Origin of the sequence: Roseinatronobacter ekhonensis (assembly GCF_900499075.1) — a bacterium.
Lineage (GTDB): Bacteria > Pseudomonadota > Alphaproteobacteria > Rhodobacterales > Rhodobacteraceae > Roseinatronobacter > Roseinatronobacter ekhonensis.
The window spans coordinates 1-1599 of sequence record NZ_UIHC01000153.1 but is presented as its reverse complement, the minus strand read 5'-3'; the positions used below and the strand labels follow the sequence as shown (position 1 = coordinate 1599).

The 1599-nt window shown below is 65.5% G+C and carries 1 protein-coding gene; it reads right to left on the bottom strand.

The window, feature by feature from the left end; translation table 11 throughout:
• Positions 1-16 precede the first annotated feature (16 nt).
• Entirely contained in the window at positions 17-1339 is a 1323-nt protein-coding gene (locus tag ROE7235_RS19550; protein ID WP_050663895.1) for a site-specific DNA-methyltransferase, read from the bottom strand.
• Between the last annotated feature and the right edge of the window lie 260 nt (positions 1340-1599).

Here is a 1599-nt window from a genome sequence, read left to right as displayed (position 1 = left end):
TTGTAGTAGACGGCCATCAGGCGGCAGCGTCTGCCTTGTCGCCAAGCCGCTCCGACTTCACCTCGGCAAAAGTCCGGCCGTCGCCGTCGAGGATCGCGTCCTTGCCAGTGTCCGCCTGCCAGCGCTCCACGGCGACATCGACATAGGCCGGGCTGATCTCCATCGCGAACACGCGCCGCCCGTTGGCCTCGCCCGCCATGATCTGCGAGCCCGAGCCGGCGAAGGGCTCGTAGGCCAGACCGCCCCGCGCGACGTGCTGCCGCATCGGGATGCCAAACGCGTCCAGCGGCTTCGGCGTCGGATGGTCGGGACGCTCGTCCTTGGTGAAGCTGGGCATCTCCCATGTCGAAGGCAGCGTTTGCTCGGCGACCTTTGGCGGCCGGTTCGGACGGCGCCAGCCCATGAAACAGGGCTCGTGCTTCCAGAGGTAATGCGACCGGGTCAGGACCCCGCGATCCTTCACCCAGATGATCTGCTGATGCACGAAGGCCCCGGCCTTTTCCCAACAGGCCTCCAGCATCGCCTGCCGGCGCGACGCGTGCCAGCAATACCACGCGGCATCCTCGGTGATCGCCTCAGCCACGGCGGCGGAGATGAAGCCGTCGTAGAGTTCCGCGCCCTGCGAACTGTCGTCCCACGTGTTGCCGTAGCTCTGGCTCCAGTCCTTGTTGCGTGTCGGGTGGTTCGAGCCGTCGTAATCCACAAGGTATGGCGGATCGGTCGCGAACAGGATCGCGCGTTCGCCGTTCATCAGGCGGCGCACGTCCGTTTCGCTGGTGCTGTCGCCGCAGAGCAGCCGGTGATCACCAAGGATCCACAGATCGCCCGTCCGCGACGCCGGATTGCGCGGCGGTTCGGGGATCACCACCGGCGGCGTTGTGCTGCCAGCGCCACCACTTTCTTCACCGTCATCCTCCGGCTCGAAGGCCAGCAGCTTGTCCAACTCGCCGTCGGAAAAGCCCACCAGCGACAGGTCGAAATCCTCCGCCAGTAGCTCGTTCAGTTCCGCCGACAGCGCAGCCTCGTCCCACGTCCCGAGTTCGGTCAATTTGTTGTCGGCGATCCGGTAGGCCCGCCGCTGCGCCTCGGTCAAATGCCCCAGCACGATCACCGGCGCCTCTTCCAGCCCCAGCTGCGTGGCGGCCAGCACGCGCCCATGCCCGGCGATCAGCTCGCCATCCTCGGCCACGAGGCACGGCACGGTCCAGCCGAACTCGGCCATGCTGGCGGCAAGCTTTGCGACCTGGTCGGCACCATGCTGCTTGGCATTGCGGGCATAGGGCTGGAGCCTGGCCAGCGGCCAGTGCTCGATCCGCTCGGGGGCGAAGGCGAGGGTCATGTGCGTGTGATCCTGTTTGATCGGTTTCGGTGCAACGCAAAGCGCGACAGCAGCATGAAATCTTGTTACATTCGGATTCTGTATTGGTGCCCAGTGGCGCAACCGGAGGGGATGCGCTGCACGCTGCTATCGGCTTCGGTGGCATCGATACACTCAGGCGAGCGTGGGTTCGGCGGCAATTCTGGGAGGAGGTGTCGCCGAACCGGGCGCCAGGATGAATTCCTTCAGCGCGGACTTCACTGGACTCCAAGCTGGATTCC